The organism is Streptomyces sp. NPDC040589 (genome assembly GCF_055594445.1).
The window spans coordinates 142,431-157,874 of the sequence record NZ_JBVIWP010000009.1 but is presented as its reverse complement, the minus strand read 5'-3'; the positions used below and the strand labels follow the sequence as shown (position 1 = coordinate 157,874).

Here is a 15,444-nt window from a genome sequence, read left to right as displayed (position 1 = left end):
GTCAGCGAAGACCCGCGAGCCACTCGATCAGGAGCCGATTGGTCTTGCCGGGCCGTTCCTGCTGCAGGAAGTGGCCGCAGCCCTCCAGGATGTGAGAGGCCGTCAGACCAGGCAGAGTGGTCGGGTACGCCTCGATCGCGTCGGCCAGCCAGGTCGTGGAGGCGTCCAGGCCGCCGCCGATGAAGAGTGACGGCTGAGTGACGGGGGCGCCGGCGAAGCCGGCCAGGTCCTGCCAGTCGCGGTCCATGTTGCGGTAGCGGTTCAGGGCTCCGGTCATCCCCGTACGTTCGAACTCCCCGGCGTAGACGTCGAGGTCGGCCTCGTCCAGCCAGTGCGGCAGCGGGCCGGCGGGGAAGCGGTCGCGCAGCCTTCCGCCACGGCCGACGAAGTGCGGGTCGGGGGCGTCGGTTTCGGGCATCGTGCCGGCGGACAGGGCGGCGTAGAAGCCCGCGAGCCAGCCGCGTACGTCCGGCTCGATCTCGGCCTCGGCCCGGCCGGGCTCCTGGAAGTAGGAGACGTAGAACTCCTCGTCGCCGCCCATCCGGGCGAAGACCTCGCCGGGCCTCGGGCCGCCGGGCGGGGTGTAGGGCACGCTCAGGAGCCCCACCGCGCGGAACACCTCGGGCCGGACCAGCGCGGAGGTCGCGGCGATGCTCGCACCCCAGTCGTGTCCGACGACCACCGCGGACCGCTCGCCCAGTGCCTGCACCACGGCGACGTTGTCCTCCACCAGCTCCCGCATCCGGTACGACTCCACCGCCGCGGGCCGGGACGAGCGCCCGTAGCCGCGGACGTCGACAGCCACCGCGCGATATCCGGCGGCGGCCAGCGCCGGCAGCTGGTGGCGCCACGCGTACCAGGACTCGGGGAACCCGTGGAGCAGCAGAACCAGCGGTCCGTCTCCCTGCTCCACGAGGTGCGTGCGACCGGCCGGTGAAGGCACCAGACGGTGGGTCGGGCCGGTGGCGGACGTCTGCGGCATGGATCCTCCCGGGGGACTCGGCTCCCTTGATCATGCTGCGCCCGGAGGGAAGAACGTGAGTCCTGTTGCCGTTCCGGCAACAGGACTCACGTTCACGCATCTCAACCGTGGTACGTGATGTACCCGTTGCCGTCCTTGTCGGAGCCGCTCTTGGTGTACGAGTGCACGTCGGCACGGCTGCCGGACGGCTTGTACACGTAGATCGTGTCCTTGTCGTTGTTCCACATGAAGTTGCAGTTGTCGCGGTAGACGACGTTCTTGGTGTCGGAGTCGGACCCGTTGCCGCCGCGCAGCTTCACGTAGTCACCGGGCTGAAGAGTGTGGCTGGCGGTGAAGGTGAACTTGTTGCCGGCGGCGTCCTTGACGACGTACCCCTTGAGGTTCACGGTCGTCGACCGCGAGTAGTTCTCGATCGTCAGGTACTCCTCGTCGGTGTTCCCCGTCGAGCAGCTGTTTGAGTCGCGTCCCGGAGCGTCGTACTGGATGCCGCGGATCTTCAGTGCGGAGCTGTACTCGGCGGCCTGGGCCGGAACCGCCGTCAAGGCGGTCAGGGCTCCGGCAATCGCCGCCGTGGTGGCGACAAGGCGTATGTGCATGGACGTTCGTCCCCCCTTGCAAGGCCTTTTTGTGAAGGCCGCGTGATGATTCGGTGAAGCATCCGGATCGTACACGCTTCAAGCACGCATAAGGGCGGGTCCGGTGACATTGCCACCGGACCCGCCCCACAGGCCTACAGGACGGGCGTCAGGCGCCGCTGGCCCGCAGCATGTCCTCGCGCTCGACGAGCTTCACGCGCTCGCGGCCTTCCGGTTCGCCCAGCGCCTTCTCCGCGGCGTCCAGCTTGTACCAGCCATCCCAGGTGGTGAAACGGACGTTCCGCTCGGCGAGGAACGCGTCCACGGCCTCGGGAGCGGGGGTGGCGGGCGTCTGCAGCCGGCCGTTCGCGTAGTCGTCAAGCAGGTTGGACACCGTCTCGTTGGCGTCGCCCTTGGTGTGCCCGATGAGGCCCACGGGGCCGCGCCGGATCCAGCCGGTGACGTACGTGGACTGCAGGTGCTCGCCGGACTCCTGCATGACCCGACCGCCCTCGTCGGGGACGGTGCCGGAGTCGATGTCCCAGGGCAGCTTGGGGAGTTTGTCGGACAGGTAGCCCACCGCGCGGTAGACCGCGCCGATGTCCCAGGTGTTGAAGGTGCCGGTGCCCTTGACGTTGCCCGTGCCGTCGAGTTCCGTGCGCTCGGTGCGCAGGCCGACGACCTTGCCGTCCTCGCCGAGGACCTCGACCGGCGACTCGAAGAAGTGCAGGAAGAGTTTGTGGGGCCGGTCGCCGACGTCGCGGATCGCCCAGTTCTCCAGGGTCTTGGCGACCATGTCGGCCTGCTTGTTGCCGCGCCGGGTGGCGATCGAGCCCTCGTCGTAATCGATGTCCTCGGGGTCGACGATGACCTCGATGTTGGGGGAGTGGTCCAGCTCCCGCAGCTCCATCGGGCTGAACTTCGCCTGCGCCGGGCCCCGGCGGCCGAACACGTGGATCTCCTTGGCCCGGTTGGCCTTCAGGCCCTCGTAGACGTTCGCGGGGATCTCCGTCGGCAGCAGCTCGTCCGCCGTCTTGGCCAGGACGCGCGCGATGTCGAGGGCCACGTTGCCGACGCCGAGCACGGCGACCTTCTCCGCCTCCAGCGGCCAGGTGCGCGGCACGTCCGGGTGGCCGTCGTACCAGGACACGAAGTCCGCGGCGCCGTACGAGCCGTCGAGCTCGATGCCGGGAAGGGGCAGCGCCCGGTCGGCCGTCGCGCCGGTGGCGAAGATCACACCGTCGTAGAACGCGCGCAGGTCGTCCAGGCTGATGTCGGAGGGGTAGTCCACGTTGCCGAAGAGCCGGATCTGCGGCTTGTCGAGCACCTGGTGCAGGGCCGTGATGATGCCTTTGATCCGCGGGTGGTCGGGCGCCACGCCGTAGCGGATCAGTCCGAACGGCGCCGGCATGCGCTCGAAGATGTCTATGGACACACCGGGGTCGGTGGCCACCTCGGACTTGAGCAGGGCGTCAGCGGCGTAGATCCCGGCGGGGCCGGATCCGACGATGGCTACCCGCAGGGGGCGGGGCATGGTCAGGTTCCCTTCGAGCGGCGACAAGCGATCTCGTCGGAAGCCTAAACTAAGGCATGCCTAAGTCGGTACGCGGGTCCGGTCTATGAGCTCATAAGCCAACTTTATGAGCACCTCCAAGTGCCGCTTATGGCAGCGGCTGCTCCGCCCAGATGACCTTCCCGGCGGGCAGGTAGCGCGTCCCCCAGCGTTCCGCGAGCTGGGCGACGAGGAACAGGCCCCGGCCGCCCTCGTCCGTCATCGTCGCGTATCGCAGATGCGGCGAGGTGCTGCTGCTGTCGAACACCTCGCAGATCAGGTTGCGGTCGCGCAGCACCCGTACATGGATGGGGCCGCCGCCGTACCGTAGCGCGTTGGTGACCAGCTCGCTCAGGATGAGCTCGGTGGTGAACGACAGCTCGTCCAGCCCCCACTCGGCCAGCTGCCGGGTGACCGCCGCCCGCACCTCGCCCACGGCCGCCGGGTCGGCCGGCACCGGCCACTCGGCGACCTGGTCGGTGGCGAGCGCCCGGGTGCGCGCGACGAGCAGGGCGATGTCGTCGCTGGAGCGGGCCGTGAGCTGCGAGTCCAGCACGACCCGGCAGGTGTCCTCCGGGGACTCACCGGCCCGGCTCAGTGCCTCGCGCAGCATGTCCAGGCCGACGTCTATGTCCCGCTCCCGGTCCTCGACCAGCCCGTCGGTGTAGAGCACGAGCCGGCTGCCCTCCGCCAGCTCCAGCTCCGCCGTCTCGAACGGCAGACCGCCGAGCCCGAGCGGGGGGCCGGCGGGCACCTCCGGGAACTCGACACTGCCGTCCGGGTGGATCAGCGCCGGCGGGGGATGCCCGGCCCGCGCGACGGTGCAGCGCCGGGAGACCGGGTCGTAGACGGCGTACAGGCAGGTCGCTCCGGTGACCGGGGCGCTGCCGTCCTCCTCGGTCTCGTCCTGGTCGATGCGGCCGACCAACTCGTCCAGCAGGGCGATGAGTTCGTCCGGCGGGAGGTCGAGGGAGGAGAAGTTGTGCACGGCGGTCCGCAGCCGCCCCATCGTGGCCGCGGCGTACAGCCCGTGGCCGACGACGTCCCCGACCACGAGCGCGACCCGGGCCCCCGACAGTGGCAGTACGTCGAACCAGTCGCCGCCCACCCCGGCCTGCGCCGGCAGGTAGCGGTAGGCGATCTCCAGCGCCCCCTGGTCGGGCAGGTTCCGGGGGAGCAGGCTCCGCTGGAGCGTCACGGCCATGCTGTGCTCGCGGGTGTAGCGGCGCGCGTTGTCGATCGAGACGGCGGCCCGCGCGACCAGCTCCTCGGCCAGGGCCAGCTCGTCCGCGTCGAAGGGCTCCGGCTTCTCGAAGCGCCAGAAGCTGACCACGCCCAGCACCAGGGTGCCGGCCCGCAGCGGCACGGTGATCAGGGAGTGGATGCCGTACTCCACGATCTGAGCGGAGCGCTCGAGGTCCTGTGCCTGCCAGCCGGGTGCCTCACCCAGCCGGGGTTCCAGGACGGCCCGCCCGGTGTCGAGGCTGTGGCCCTGCGGGGAGGAGTCGACGAACCTGATCCGCTCCCCGATGGGGTAGAGCGGAGCGTCCTTGCGGATCCCGCTCAGCGCCGTACGGCTCAGCACGGCCGCGGCGTCCGGCTGTCCGCCGCCCAGTACCGAGTCGAACAGGTCCACGGTGACGAAGTCGGCGAACCGGGGCACGGCCAGCTCGGTCAGCTCCTCGGCGGTGCGGGTCACGTCGAGGCTCGTCCCGATGCCCACGCCGGCGTCGTACAGCATGTTGAGCCGTTCCCGCGCGGTCTCTGCCCGGCCCGACAGGGCACGCAGCTCCGTGGAGTCGCGCAGCGTGGCGACGCTGCCGGGCGGGCCGCCCGCGCTCTCCGTGGTCCGCTGGTTGACGGCCAGGAGCCGGTCCCCGACGAGGTGCACCTCGTCCGTGGCGACGCGCCCGGAGGCCAGCAGATCGGCGGTTCCGGGGTCGAGCCCCAGGCCGAGGATGTGCCGGCCCTCGGCGTCGGCGGGCAGTCCGAGCAGGCGGTGTGCCTCGTCGTTGGCGAGCAGCAGGGTGCCCGAGCCGTCGAGGATGAGGACGCCCTCGCGGACGGCGTGCAGGACGGCGTCGTGGTGTTCGTACATCCGGGTCATCTCGTGCGGCCCGAGCCCGTGGGTCTGACGCAGCAGCCGCCGGCTCACCAGCGCGGCGCCCGCCGTCGCCAGGGCGAGGGCCACCGCGGCGGCGGCCAGCACGAGCGGCAGCTGACGGTCGGCGGTGCCGCCGACGTTCTCGGTCGTGATCCCCGCCGACACCAGGCCCACGACCCGGCCGTCCGGGTCCTTCACCGGCACCACGGCCTGCACGAGGTGGCCGATCGTGCCCTGGATCTCCTCGGTCACCGACTCCCCGGCCAGCGCGGGCGCGATGGTCCCGACGAACTGCTTCCCGATGCGATCCGGCTTGGGGTGGGTGTAGCGGATGCCGTCGGTGTTCATGACGACGACGAAGTCGACCTTCGCCTGCTCGCGGGCGGCCTCGGCGCGCGGCTGGAGCACAGCCGTGGGATCGGGACCTTGCAGCGCTTCCACTGTGCCCGGCGCGTTGGCGAAGGTCTCCGCGACGGCGAGCGAGCGGTTACGGGCCTCCTGGGTCGTGTCGTGCCGTACCTGCAGCACGAGCGCCACGACCGCGGCCACCACCAGCAGCAGCACGATCACCACGACGAGCAGGAACACCTGTCCGGCGACGCTGCGTCCGCCCACGACCGACCGCAGCCCCGCCCTCGGATGCCACCGCGACGGACCCGCCTCCCGCCGCTGCCGTGCGGACGGCGCAGCGCCGGGCCGCAGGGGCGATCGAGTCCCGGATCGACCCATGAGTCGGACCATGTGCCATGTCTACACTGCCCGGCCTCGGGAGGCGAGGGGCATCACCCATGGTGACAGCGGGCCCTCACGGTTTCGTCACGTCTCCCGGCGCCATGAGCACCCGGGAGCCGTCTGCGGCCGTGCGCGCACCCTCACCTTGGCCCGATCGGAAACCTTCCGCAAAATCTCGGCGGCCTCAGGAAGTCGGGTCTCAGGTTCCCAGAGAGCGTGCGAGCTCGTTCGTGGCCCGGGCGATCTCCGTGTCCTCGTCGTCCATCAGCCGGCCCAGCTCTCCGCGCCGGGCACGCACCGCCTGGCGCGCCGCTCGCTCCCACACCACCGGGTTTTCCCGATGGTTCAGGAGCTTCGGATAGACGGCGGCGGTGCTCTCCCACTGCCGGGCGTCGGCGATGTTCTTGAGCAGCTGGATGATCTGGGCGCGGCAGGTCACCTGCGGCAGCTTCGCCAGCTCCCACAGGAACGGAACCGTGGCGGCGGTGGCCTGCTCCACGACGAATCCGAACTGGCAGATCCGTTTCCGCAGGTCGTCGAGTGCGGACCGGGCGGTGTCGGGGTCGCCCCAGGCGATGCCGTTGAGCAGGAGGGGGATGGCCGCCGCCGAACCGGTGGAGTCCTGGATGTCGCCCCACGGCACGCGGTCCAGTGCCGTGAGCGGGGTGGCCCGGGCCACCCCGGTCGGGAGGTCGGGGCGCTGTGGGCGCTCGCTGCTCGGGTGTTCCGTCGAAGCGCTGCGCATGGCGTGGGGCCTTTCCGCGGCAGTCGTGTCAGAGGGGTGGACAGGTCGACGACCTGGCCCGGACCGTCTTGCCCGCCAAAGGACGGGGGGTCCAGCCCCATTCCTCGGACAGGTCGTCGACGACGCACAGGCCTCGGCCGTGCTCCTCGAGAGCGGAGTCGGCGGCGTGCGCGTGCAGGGGCGGATGGTCGTCGGGGTCGGAGACGGTCACCAGCAGGTGCGTGGGATGCGGGCGGAGTCCGAGCCGGACCTCCGGCGCACCCGATGTCCCCGGCGCCGCGTGCGTCGCGGCATGGGCGGTGAGTTCGGTGATGACGAGGGTCGTGTCCTCGCGGCAGTGGTCGAGCGACCGGATCCGCAGGGCGGCCGAGGAAGACCGGGCGCCGGAGGGCTGCGGCCTTGTCTCCGGCATCGGGGTGCTCGCCTGTGCCCCAGCCCCACTCGGCGGCCGGAGCACATGCTGCGCAGGTGATGACACGGCATCTCCCCGATGCGACGTCAGGACGCGGCGCCAGCACAGGGGTTGACGCCGCAGCTATTATCCACGCTGACGGCGCCCGCGTGCAATTGCACGAGAAATTGCGTGAAAATCAAGCCGTTGTGGGTACGCAAGCCGGGGCGAGCGCGGCCGAGGGATGCGGCCGGTCTCGGCGGGACGGCCGGGCACACCGTGCGCGGCTGGGTACGAGAACAGCAAGGAGACTGCGGTGCCACCAGTGCAGAACGGAGTGCAGGCGAGCATGTTGGACGCCTGCTGGATCAAGAGCCGGCACAGCAACGCCGAGGGCAACTGCGTCGAGGTCGCCCCGCTGGTCGACGGTGGGATCGCGATGCGCAACTCCCGTGATCCCGACGGGCCCGCGCTCGTCTACACGGCGGCGGAGGTGGCGGCGTTCCTGGCCGGTGCCAAGGACGGCGAGTTCGACCACCTGCTCTGAAGGGGGCGGGTGCGATAGGGTAAATCGCCCTTGTGTCTGGTCTGCTGGGAGTCAGGATGTCCGCCGCGTCGCATCGCATCTCCCGTCTGGAACCCTACCTGGACAGGCCCGAGCCGGCGCCGACTCTGCTGAAGATGCTGGTCGGTGTGCAGCTGGCCGGCTTCCGTGAGGACGCAGGGCTCGCCCAGGACCAGGCGGCGCGCGCTGTCGGGTTCAGTCCCGCGAAGCTGTCCCGCATCGAGTCGGGCAAGGGCCGCCGCCCGCCGACGGAGAACGACGTCCGCGCGCTGCTGCGGCTGTACCGCACCGACGAGTACGAGGTGTCGGTGCTGCTCAAGCTGCTGCGGCGGGCCGGAGAGCCGGGCTGGTGGCAGCGGTACGACAAGCGGCTGATGCCCGAGTGGTTCGACCGGCTGGTCGGACTCCAGGAGGCCGCCGCCACCATCCGTACCTTCGAGATCCAGTACGTGCCGGGCCTGTTGCAGACACCCGCCTACACCAGGGCCGTGGTGGAGCGCGGCCTGCCGAACGCGCCGGCCGGCGAGGTGGAGCGGCGGGTCGAACTGCGCACGCACCGGGCCCGGTTGCTGCTGCGGCAGGAGGCGCCGCAACTGTGGGCGGTCATCGACGAGTCCGTGCTGCTGCGCGTCCTGGGCAGTACCGACGTGATGCGGGAACAGCTCGCGCACCTCGTCGAGATGGCCGAACGGCCGAATGTGACCGTGCAGATCGTGCCGCTGAGCGTCACCAACGCCTCGGCGCCGGCCATTCCGGTCACGTATCTGCGCTTCGGCGGCCTCGACCTGCCCGACGTGGTCTACCTGGAGCACATCAAGAGCGCGAACTTCCTTGAGGACCGCGACGAGACGGAGGAGTACCGGATCGCGCTGGACCGGCTCGCGGACGAGGCGCTCAAGCCCCGTGACTCCCTGGAACTGCTGCGCCGGACGATGGAGCAGCGCTACCCGTGACATGCGGGTGCCTCTCGCGGGACGACCGGCGTCCCACGAGAGGCGCGCTCTTGCTACTTCTCCATCGGAATCCGTCCCACGCCGCCGAACTCGATCCACTCGTGGGTCAGCTGACGCGGCGCCACCTCCGTGTCCGGACGCCAGGTGGACACCTCCACGAGGCCCGGCCGCAGGATCTCCAGGTCCTCGAAGTACGTCTCGACGTCCTTCGGCTCACGCACGCGGCCCCAGTGCCCCTGGGTGGCCTGGTCCATGAAGTTCGTGACGAAGTCCCGGACTTCGGCATCCTCGCTGACCAGCTGGCACATCACCAGGAAACTGCCGGGCGCGAGCCGCTCCCGGACGCGGCGGGCCACCGCGAGCGGCCCGTCGGTGTCGCTGTCCGGGATGCAGTGGAACACCGAGTTGAAGAGCACGCACACCGGCTCGGAGAAGTCGATCAGCCGCTTGGTGTCGGGGTGGTCGAAGATCAGGTCGGTCTCGCGCATGTCCGCGTGGATCACGGTGGTGCGCTCGTCCTGCTCCAGCAGCGCACGGCCGTGGACCAGAACCATCGGGTCGTTGTCGACGTACACCACGTGCGTGGTGGGGTCGATGCGCTGGGCGACCTGGTGCACGTTGTCCTGCGTCGGCAGGCCTGAGCCGTGGTCCAGGTACTGCCGGATGCCGTACTCCTCGGACAGGGTCCGCACGACGCGCTGGAGGAAACGCCGGTTGTTGAGGGCCAGGCGGCGCGTGCTGGGCACGACCTTGTCGAGTTCCTCGCACGCGGCGCGGTCCGCCGCGTAGTTGTCCTTGCCGCCCAGGTAGTGGTCGTACATGCGCGCTGCCGTCGGCACGGTCGCGTCGATCTCGGTGGACAACTGCTTCTCGGAGTGCATCGTTCCCCCTGCAAAGTGCCGCGCCTACGGCCTGGCTGGACAGGAAGTACATCCTAGGGAGCGGGAGTTGGGCGGTGCCAGCCTCCCGGCGCACATCCCCCCGGATCGAACGACAAGATGATTTCCCCGGGCCGGGCCGTCACCGCCGCTGCGCGGCGATCATGGCCCGGTACCAGTGATAGCTGTCCTTCGGCGTCCGCTGCTGCGTGGCGTAGTCGACGCGGACGATGCCGAAGCGCTTGCCGTAGCCGAAGGCCCACTCGAAGTTGTCGAGGAGGGACCACACGTAGTAGCCGCGGACGTCCACGCCGGCGTCCATCGCGGCCCGCAGCGCGGTGAGATGGTCACGCAGATAGGCGACCCGGTCGCTGTCGTGGACGGCCCCGTCGGCACTCACCTCGTCGTCCTCCGCCGAGCCGTTCTCGGTGATGTGGAGGGGCGGCAGGGCATCGCCGTAGCGCTCCTTGAGCCCCACCAGAAGATCCGTGAAAGTGCCGGGTGCGACGGGCCAGCCCATCGCGGTGTGCCGTACTCCGGGCAGTCGTACCTCCTCGTAGCGGTTGTCGGTCGCCACGCGCGGCGCCGGGTCGCTCTCGCGGTACGGGGCGTCGGCGACGACGATCGGCCGGTAGTAGTTGATGCCGACGAAGTCCAGCGGCTGGGAGATCAGCTCCAGGTCGCCGTCCCGCCGGAAGTCCTGGCCGGTGATCAACTCGCCCCAGGTCTCCTCCTCGGTGGCCGGGTAACGGCCCGCCAGGATCGGCTCGGTCCACACCAGGTTGTGCAGGGTGTCGGCGCGGGTGACGGCCGACCGGTCGGCGGGGGAGTCGGTGGCGGGGAGGTGGTGGTCGAGGTTGAGGGTGATGCCCGCCTCGCGTACGCCGGCCGCCCGCAACGCCTGTACTGCCAGGCCGTGCCCGACCAGCAGGTGATGGGCCGCGGCCAGCGCACCCCGGCCCTCGCGGGCACCCGGGGCGTGCCGGCCGACGGAGTAGCCGAGGAAGGCACTGCACCACGGCTCGTTGAGGGTGATCCAGCGCGGCACCCGGTCGCCGAGACGCGCGGCGACGACGGCCGCGTACTCGCCGAACCGCTCGGCTGTCTCTCGTACCCGCCAGCCGCCGCGGTCCTCCAGTGCCTGGGGCAGATCCCAGTGATAGAGCGTGGCCGCGGGCTCGATGCCGGCCGCGAGCAGTGCGTCGACCAGCCGCGAGTAGAAGTCCAGCCCCCTGGGATTCACCGGACCGGACCCGTCCGGGACGATACGCGGCCAGGCGATCGAGAACCGGTAGGAGTCCACGCCCAGCTCGCGCAGCAGCGCAACGTCCTGCGGATACCGGTGGTAGTGATCACAGGCGACATCACCGTTGTCCCCGTTCGCCACCAGGCCGGGGGTGTGGCAGTAGGTGTCCCAGATCGACGGCCCACGGCCGTCCTCCTGCGCCGCGCCCTCGATCTGATACGAGGCGGTGGCGGCCCCGAACACGAAGCCGGGCGGAAAACTCGGGAAGTCCATCAGGCCAGTCATGTGCGCCGGAAGCTGCATCCAAGCACTTTACCGAAATCCGAAAAGGTGATCTGGTAATAGTCGGAATTGACAGAGGGGCGAGAGGAGGTGCACGGCCGCTATTCTCACCGGATCGGGCCGATTTTCCAGGAGATGACCATGGGCGATTACTACGACCTCGGCACCTACAGCCGACCCGTCACCACGTCCTCTTCCGCAGCTCAGCTCTGGTTCGATCGCGGTCTGATGTGGACGTACGCCTTCCATCACGAGGAGGCCGTCGCCTGCTTCGAAAAGGCCGCCGAGGCCGACCCGGAGTGCGCGATGGCGTATTGGGGCATCGCCTACGCGCTCGGTCCGAACTACAACAAGCCCTGGGAATTCTTCGACGACGACGAGTTGGTGCGAACCGTCGAACGCACCCACACCGCCGTCGAACGGGCCCACGACAAGGCCGTCCGGGCCACCCCGGTCGAACAGGCCCTGATCGCCGCGCTGCGCGCCCGCTATCCGCAGTCGGAAGCCGTCGAGGACTGCTCCGTCTGGAACGAGCCCTACGCGAACGCGATGCGCACGGTCTACGAACTGGCACCCCACGACCCGGACATCGCCACTCTGCACGCCGACGCCCTGATGAACCTCACGCCGTGGCAGCTGTGGGACCTGAGGTCCGGGCAGCCGGCCGAGGGCGCCCGGACCGTGGAGGCCAAGGCCGTACTGGACGGCGCCCTCGCCACGGATGCCGGCGTGGGGCATCCAGGGGTGCTGCACCTGTACATCCACCTGATGGAGATGTCCCCGACGCCGGAGCAGGCCCTCACCGTCGCCGACCGTCTGCGCGGCATCGTGCCCGACGCCGGGCACCTGCACCACATGCCCTCGCACCTCGACGTCCTGTGCGGCGACTACCGCCGGGTCGTCGCGGCGAACAGCGACGCGATCGCCGTCGACGAGAAGTACCACCGGCGGGCCGGCGCGATGAACTTCTACACCCTCTACCGGGCGCACAACTACCACTTCAAGATCTACGGGGCCATGTTCCTCGGCCAGGCGCAGGTCGCTCTGGACACCGCCGCTCAGCTCGAAGCGGCCATCCCCGAAGACCTGCTCCGCGTGCCGAGCCCCCCGATGGCCGACTGGCTCGAAGGCTTCCTGGCCATGCGCGTCCACGTGCTGATCCGCTTCGGCCGCTGGACCGACATCCTCGCCCTGCCCGCCCCCGCGGACCCCGAGCTCTACTCGGTGACCACCGCCATGCGGCACTACGCCCGCGGCGTCGCCCTCTCGGCCACCGGCGAGATCGGCCCCGCGGAGGCCGAGCGCGAGCTCTTCCGCGAGGCGGTGAGCCGGGTGCCCGAGACGCGGATGCTGTTCAACAACACCTGCCACGACATCCTCGCCATCGCGTCGGCCATGCTCGACGGAGAGCTCGAATACCGCAGGGGCGACCACGACCTCGCCTTCGCCGCCCTGGAGCGCTCCATCGAACTGGACGACAGCCTCCCCTACGACGAGCCGTGGGGCTGGATGCAGCCCACCCGCCACGCCTACGGCGCACTCCTGCTGGAACAGGGCCGCGTGGCCGAGGCCGAGGCCGTCTACCGCGCGGACCTCGGCCTCGACGCCACTCTGCCCCGAGCCCTCCAGCACCCCGGCAACGTCTGGTCCCTGCACGGCTTCCACGAATGCCTGCTCCGGACGGGCAAGACCGGCGAGGCGGCCCTCGTCGCCCAGCAACTGAAGATGGCGACCGCCCTGGCCGACGTCCCCGTCGAGGCGTCCTGCTTCTGCCGCCTGGAAACGGAGCCCGGCCCTCAGCCGGACGACGGGTGCTGCCACTGACCCGACGCGCCCCCGGTCACACCATCGCGCCACGCGGCGTACAGGGCGTCCTCGTCGACGACCGGACCGTGGCTTCCCGCTCGTGGTCCGGGTCGAAGTCGGTGTCCGCCAGGGCCTGCGCGGCCTTGACGAAGGTGCCGAAGACCGGGTCGGCGATGTCGGGGACGATCACAGCCACCGCGGCCGTGTTCGTCGGCATGTCGGCCGACCGCGGCGGTGGCGGTTCGTACCGGTTGCGGCAAGGGGGCTCGGCGACGCCGGGCCGCGTGGCGGCGCAGTAGGGCCACCCGGCATCTACGGCCCCTTGAGATCCTGCCCCGTCGCCTCCCGTCGCGGCGGTACGGCCAGTGTGGCCGCCGCGAGGAGCAGTACCGCGGCCGCGATGACGAGCAGTGCCCGCCCGGTGCCCAGCGGCACCAGCAGCAGCGTGCCCAGCACCCCTCCGGTGAAGATTCCGCCCACGGTGGCCGTCCATCGCGTCCGGGTCAGCCGCTGTCTGGCCGACATCCCGCGCAGCGTCGCCCGAGGGCGCTTCAATACGTCGTTGATGAGCTCGGCGATGGCTGTCTGGCTCAGCAGAGTCGGCATCCCCGGTACATGCACCCGCAGCGCGGTGGAGGCACGCACCCCCATGGCCAGCGCGACGAGGGCGACAAGGCCGTGATCGGAACCGGCGGCCTCGGTGCCGTGCCGCCACAGGGCCATCGCACCGGCCCACACCAGCAGCACGGCCTCGCAGACGAGCCCGGCCTGGAACCAGGCCCTACCGCGCTCCGCGAGCCACTTCAGCACGACGGCCGCGAGCGCAGCCCCGGCCATGAACGCGCCGATCGCGGTGGCGGGCCGCGCCACCGGGACGTCACCCTCACCGGCGAGTGCGAAAGACAGGAAGAGCACGTTGCCGGTCGCCAGCGCGCAGAACACCCTCCCCATCGTCAGAAAGCTGACGGCGTCGACTGCACCGGCCAGCAGGGTGAGGACGGTCATGATGGCCACCCGCCGGGCATCGGTCGCGAGGGCTGGAGGCGCGTCGGACATCCGGCCAGTGTGAGCAGCGCCGATGGCCCTCCGGGCGAACCGCCGCCCGGACACGCCGCTGATGGCTACGCCCGGCCTACTGTGGTCTGGCGGCTCCTCCCCGGGGCGGAGCACCTGGGGCTTGAGCCGTTCCTCGGCTGAGGGCTGGGGCGTCCTCGTGACTGAACTTGACGGAGAGTGAGGCCTGTTGAAGATCGGTGCAGCCGGAGACGAGGGAGCGGTGTGAACGAGGAGGAGATGGGGCGACTGGAGGTCAGAAGCTGAGGCACAGGGTGAGATGGACCGACGCAGCCTTCGGATTGAGAACGTTGGATCACAGCCCCTGGCCAAGCCACCGAGCTGAGCCCACGGCAGGCGTCATCGCCTGCGTGTCGTTGGTTCGACGCCTCGACGTGCTGAACGCCACGTGGCCACGCCCAACCAGACGAGATAGATCCCGCCCAGAACCTTCACCACCGTCAGCGCCCGAGCCGACGACATGACGAGAGCAGACAGGCCAACCGCGGCAAATGTCGCGTGGAGGACGTCGTCTCAATTGGTGCAGCGGCGGTAGCAGATGAGGGTGCTGGCGATGCCGACGAAGGCGAGGAAGATGATCGCTGCCAGGACCGTGCGGTCGTCACACCGTCGCCGACCGCCGCCCTGGGCCCGCACGGGCGGCTCTGGTGCCACGTCCTGGAAGATCTTCCACAGCCCGTCCGGCACCAACTGCTCAACCATGCCCATGCCAGAGCAACGAGCCTCCGCCTTCAAGGCCCGCCTTACTCAGGTGCCTACTGCACGCCTGATCTTCTACCCTCTGCCGGGGCGGCTGAGCAGGGGGATCGACGATGAGCATGTACTTCGACATCGGTGACGAGACGCTGTGGAACCCCTCGAACGGTGCCGGCCGCCTCTTCGTGCGGCAGGTCGAGGTCTTCGAGGCGGAACTCAAGCTGCCCTCGGGAATCGGTCACAAGCATTGGGGCGACCCGGACACACTCGAGGTCGATCCGGCCGTGTACGCGGAGTTCGCACGCTGCTTGGTCGCCTGGCACTGCCGGACGGGACACTCCGTGATCCTCGCACTCTCCGAGGGATTCGTGGCGACGGCGGTCGCGCTTGCGCGGCGTGCCGGAATCGAGGTGGAGGCACCGAGTCCAGGGATCGGCCATATGTCTGGTGGTGTCCGGCCCGACGTGCAGGTTCCCAGCAACCCTCGGACCGCGTCAGCCGCTGTCTTCACCGCGTTGGACACCCGGGCGCGGGAGATGGACCGCTGGATGTCCCGCTGAGACGGTGTGTCCAGGGCCACCCCTCGCCGACCCGACAGCCTGGACCGGCTCGCGGTTTCTGCGGCCTGCCCGACCCACTGAGAAGTCTTCCAAGGGCGGCTGATCGGAGCCTCGTAGACGATCTCGCAGTGAGCGGTGGGCACCAGGATGTTCGCCGTCTCCACGGGCTGCCCATGGTCGCTGCAGTACGTGAGAAGTGACGCCTCCTCAGTGGTCGCCTGCCTCGGGCTCGCCATCAACTCGTTTACTGCCTGCGGCACTGCGCCCACCACTGCCAGGACCCCTCGCCCGTGCCCATCCGAG

The 15,444-nt window shown here is 70.0% G+C and carries 16 protein-coding genes; 4 read left to right on the top strand and 12 right to left on the bottom strand.

All coding sequences use genetic code 11. The annotated features are described in order from the left end of the window. Position 1: 1 nt before the first annotated feature. The 6 genes from ACZ58V_RS32465 to ACZ58V_RS32440 all read right to left on the bottom strand — a co-directional run bounded on the left by ACZ58V_RS32465 (position 2) and on the right by ACZ58V_RS32440 (position 7,102). Positions 2-982, bottom strand: coding sequence for an alpha/beta fold hydrolase (locus tag ACZ58V_RS32465; RefSeq protein ID WP_471294529.1), 981 nt, complete (start codon positions 980-982; stop codon positions 2-4). Positions 983-1,083: 101 nt separating this feature from the next. After that, positions 1,084-1,578, bottom strand: a complete 495-nt coding sequence (locus ACZ58V_RS32460) for a lamin tail domain-containing protein (protein ID WP_468195621.1) — start codon at positions 1,576-1,578, stop codon at positions 1,084-1,086. Positions 1,579-1,726: 148 nt separating this feature from the next. Beyond that, a complete protein-coding gene (locus tag ACZ58V_RS32455) occupies positions 1,727-3,091 on the bottom strand; it encodes an FAD-dependent oxidoreductase (RefSeq protein ID WP_468195620.1) in 1,365 nt (454 codons plus the stop codon). A 127-nt stretch (positions 3,092-3,218) separates the two neighbouring features. After that, a complete protein-coding gene (locus ACZ58V_RS32450; protein WP_471294526.1) occupies positions 3,219-5,954 on the bottom strand; it encodes a SpoIIE family protein phosphatase in 2,736 nt (911 codons plus the stop codon). A gap of 190 nt (positions 5,955-6,144) precedes the next feature. After that, positions 6,145-6,690, bottom strand: a complete 546-nt coding sequence (locus ACZ58V_RS32445; protein WP_468195616.1) for a hypothetical protein — start codon at positions 6,688-6,690, stop codon at positions 6,145-6,147. A 28-nt stretch (positions 6,691-6,718) separates the two neighbouring features. Beyond that, positions 6,719-7,102, bottom strand: a complete 384-nt coding sequence (locus ACZ58V_RS32440; RefSeq protein WP_471294524.1) for an ATP-binding protein — start codon at positions 7,100-7,102, stop codon at positions 6,719-6,721. Between the two features lie 295 nt (positions 7,103-7,397). Between ACZ58V_RS32440 and ACZ58V_RS32435 the strand changes: the two genes are divergently transcribed. Beyond that, positions 7,398-7,628: a DUF397 domain-containing protein gene (locus tag ACZ58V_RS32435; protein WP_454641476.1), complete on the top strand. Its 231-nt coding sequence runs from the start codon at positions 7,398-7,400 to the stop codon at positions 7,626-7,628. 56 nt (positions 7,629-7,684) lie between these two features. Then, the gene (locus tag ACZ58V_RS32430) at positions 7,685-8,599 is read left to right on the top strand and encodes a helix-turn-helix domain-containing protein (RefSeq protein WP_468195611.1); all 915 of its coding nucleotides are present in this window, start codon (positions 7,685-7,687) and stop codon (positions 8,597-8,599) included. 53 nt (positions 8,600-8,652) lie between these two features. On the opposite strand, the gene ACZ58V_RS32425 is transcribed toward ACZ58V_RS32430, so the two are convergent. Both ACZ58V_RS32425 and ACZ58V_RS32420 read right to left on the bottom strand, forming a co-directional pair. Then, positions 8,653-9,480, bottom strand: a complete 828-nt coding sequence (locus tag ACZ58V_RS32425) for an SAM-dependent methyltransferase (protein WP_468195609.1) — start codon at positions 9,478-9,480, stop codon at positions 8,653-8,655. Between the two features lie 139 nt (positions 9,481-9,619). After that, positions 9,620-11,026: a GH1 family beta-glucosidase gene (locus tag ACZ58V_RS32420; protein ID WP_468195607.1), complete on the bottom strand. Its 1,407-nt coding sequence runs from the start codon at positions 11,024-11,026 to the stop codon at positions 9,620-9,622. Positions 11,027-11,146: 120 nt separating this feature from the next. On the opposite strand from ACZ58V_RS32420, the gene ACZ58V_RS32415 reads away from it, so the two are divergent. After that, positions 11,147-12,829 carry a hypothetical protein gene (locus ACZ58V_RS32415; protein ID WP_471294519.1) on the top strand — a complete coding sequence of 561 codons (1,683 nt, stop codon included), beginning with the start codon at positions 11,147-11,149 and terminating at the stop codon, positions 12,827-12,829. Positions 12,830-12,845: 16 nt separating this feature from the next. Here the strand turns inward: ACZ58V_RS32415 and ACZ58V_RS32410 are convergent, their stop codons facing one another. From ACZ58V_RS32410 to ACZ58V_RS32395, 4 genes are all read right to left on the bottom strand, one after another. After that, positions 12,846-13,028 (bottom strand): hypothetical protein, encoded by a 183-nt coding sequence (locus ACZ58V_RS32410; RefSeq protein WP_471294516.1) that lies wholly within the window; start codon positions 13,026-13,028, stop codon positions 12,846-12,848. Between the two features lie 95 nt (positions 13,029-13,123). After that, complete coding sequence (locus tag ACZ58V_RS32405) at positions 13,124-13,867, bottom strand: YoaK family protein (protein ID WP_471294513.1); 744 nt, start codon at positions 13,865-13,867, stop codon at positions 13,124-13,126. A gap of 357 nt (positions 13,868-14,224) precedes the next feature. Next, a complete protein-coding gene (locus tag ACZ58V_RS32400) occupies positions 14,225-14,347 on the bottom strand; it encodes a LysE family transporter (RefSeq protein WP_468195602.1) in 123 nt (40 codons plus the stop codon). A 51-nt stretch (positions 14,348-14,398) separates the two neighbouring features. Then, positions 14,399-14,587: a hypothetical protein gene (locus ACZ58V_RS32395; protein WP_468195600.1), complete on the bottom strand. Its 189-nt coding sequence runs from the start codon at positions 14,585-14,587 to the stop codon at positions 14,399-14,401. A gap of 110 nt (positions 14,588-14,697) precedes the next feature. Here ACZ58V_RS32395 and ACZ58V_RS32390 point away from each other — a divergent pair, with 110 nt between their 5' ends. Beyond that, positions 14,698-15,141 (top strand): DUF6086 family protein, encoded by a 444-nt coding sequence (locus tag ACZ58V_RS32390; RefSeq protein WP_471294509.1) that lies wholly within the window; start codon positions 14,698-14,700, stop codon positions 15,139-15,141. Positions 15,142-15,444 lie beyond the last annotated feature (303 nt).

Coding starts and splice junctions, on each gene's coding strand:
- ACZ58V_RS32420 (WP_468195607.1), bottom strand. CDS start 11,026: ATGCAGCTTCCGGCGCACATGACTGGCCTGATGGACTTCCCGAGTTTT.
- ACZ58V_RS32400 (WP_468195602.1), bottom strand. CDS start 14,347: ATGTCGTCGGCTCGGGCGCTGACGGTGGTGAAGGTTCTGGGCGGGATC.
- ACZ58V_RS32450 (WP_471294526.1), bottom strand. CDS start 5,954: ATGGTCCGACTCATGGGTCGATCCGGGACTCGATCGCCCCTGCGGCCC.
- ACZ58V_RS32415 (WP_471294519.1), top strand. CDS start 11,147: ATGGGCGATTACTACGACCTCGGCACCTACAGCCGACCCGTCACCACG.
- ACZ58V_RS32395 (WP_468195600.1), bottom strand. CDS start 14,587: ATGGTTGAGCAGTTGGTGCCGGACGGGCTGTGGAAGATCTTCCAGGAC.
- ACZ58V_RS32430 (WP_468195611.1), top strand. CDS start 7,685: ATGTCCGCCGCGTCGCATCGCATCTCCCGTCTGGAACCCTACCTGGAC.
- ACZ58V_RS32440 (WP_471294524.1), bottom strand. CDS start 7,102: ATGCCGGAGACAAGGCCGCAGCCCTCCGGCGCCCGGTCTTCCTCGGCC.
- ACZ58V_RS32455 (WP_468195620.1), bottom strand. CDS start 3,091: ATGCCCCGCCCCCTGCGGGTAGCCATCGTCGGATCCGGCCCCGCCGGG.
- ACZ58V_RS32425 (WP_468195609.1), bottom strand. CDS start 9,480: ATGCACTCCGAGAAGCAGTTGTCCACCGAGATCGACGCGACCGTGCCG.
- ACZ58V_RS32405 (WP_471294513.1), bottom strand. CDS start 13,867: ATGTCCGACGCGCCTCCAGCCCTCGCGACCGATGCCCGGCGGGTGGCC.
- ACZ58V_RS32410 (WP_471294516.1), bottom strand. CDS start 13,028: ATGCCGACGAACACGGCCGCGGTGGCTGTGATCGTCCCCGACATCGCC.
- ACZ58V_RS32445 (WP_468195616.1), bottom strand. CDS start 6,690: ATGCGCAGCGCTTCGACGGAACACCCGAGCAGCGAGCGCCCACAGCGC.
- ACZ58V_RS32390 (WP_471294509.1), top strand. CDS start 14,698: ATGAGCATGTACTTCGACATCGGTGACGAGACGCTGTGGAACCCCTCG.
- ACZ58V_RS32465 (WP_471294529.1), bottom strand. CDS start 982: ATGCCGCAGACGTCCGCCACCGGCCCGACCCACCGTCTGGTGCCTTCA.
- ACZ58V_RS32460 (WP_468195621.1), bottom strand. CDS start 1,578: ATGCACATACGCCTTGTCGCCACCACGGCGGCGATTGCCGGAGCCCTG.